This window comes from Candidatus Kurthia intestinigallinarum (assembly GCF_003991225.1).
Lineage (GTDB): Bacteria > Bacillota > Bacilli > Bacillales_A > Planococcaceae > Kurthia > Kurthia populi.
In genome coordinates this window covers 1-1,146 of record NZ_JTFC01000177.1, presented here as the reverse complement: position 1 = coordinate 1,146, position 1,146 = coordinate 1, and the positions used below count along the sequence as shown (strand labels likewise).

Below are 1,146 nucleotides of genomic sequence, written 5' to 3'. Positions count from 1 at the left end.
TCGCTTGCATGAACGTGTTGCTTTCCAGCGAGAAGATTTTTTAAACAAGCTATCAACGGCATTGATTCGTCAATATGACGTCATCTGCATCGAAAACTTAAATACCAAAGGTATGATGAAAAATCATAAGTTGGCAAAAGCGATTAGTGATGTGTCGTGGTCTGAATTTGTAACCAAGCTGAAGTATAAGGCGAAATGGTTCGGTAGAAAAATTGTCGAAATCGACAGATTCTACCCATCGAGCCAAATTTGTCATACTTGCGGTCATCGAGATGGCAAGAAACCATTAGATATTCGTGTGTGGACTTGTTCATCTTGTGGTACGACACTAGACCGAGATATTAATGCAAGTAAGAATATCTTAATCGAAGGGTTAAGACTTTTAAAGCAACAACCGTAGGAACTACGGGGATAGTCTACTAAAAAAAGTGAAGCCGCTGTTTCGGGTAAGTGGAAACAAGCAAGCACTGTTCGTAGGAATCTCCCACTTCAAGCAACGTTCGAAGAACGGCTAAGTGGGGGTAGTTCAATTTTGCTTAAATAAAAAACGCCTGGTGACCAAACCAGACGTTACACTACATGCGATTCTCGCGACAAGAATCTTTATATATTCATTCTATGCTCCAGTAAGTTATAAGTCAAACTATTGGTTTTTAGATTTTTTCATTCAAAAGAATGCTGTTGTGCCAAATGCTTTTTATAAATAGGAACGGCGAGATGCAGCATATCTTGAAGACAAAGCTTTGAAGGAAGAAGAGAAGTTAAAGCTATATATATTGGTACAGTAAAGCCCCTATACGCAAATGCTACTTTCTGCAGCGTTATTGGACTTTTCATATGTCCTAGATATCCCTAGCATTCCATATACTTTATATGACGAATTAAGCGCTTTAAGAAAGACATCTGAAGTAGAACGCCATCTTCTATATGTAAAAGAGCATCAGGGAGCTTATTCTAAGCAAAATAAGCCTAAATATTTACGTTTTGATATAACAAGATTATTTAAGTAAAGGAAAAATTCAAGAATCTTTAAAAGACAGATAAAACGGTGACAATCATTAGAAGCTAGTTTCAAAATCATCTATCTAAAATTCATTCTGTTTAAAGTTCAATCTTATCTTAATTTTAAGAAAGGAAACCTCTTTC

At 36.2% G+C, this 1,146-nt stretch carries 1 protein-coding gene and 1 pseudogene; both read left to right on the top strand.

Going from position 1 to position 1,146, the window contains the following annotated elements; all coding sequences use genetic code 11:
• The coding region (locus QI30_RS19555; protein ID WP_148113917.1) for an RNA-guided endonuclease TnpB family protein at positions 1 to 400 on the top strand (400 nt) is incomplete at its 5' end.
• A 400-nt stretch (positions 401 to 800) separates the two neighbouring features.
• Positions 801 to 1,010, top strand: a pseudogene (locus QI30_RS21305) (hypothetical protein); the annotation flags it as partial.
• Positions 1,011 to 1,146 lie beyond the last annotated feature (136 nt).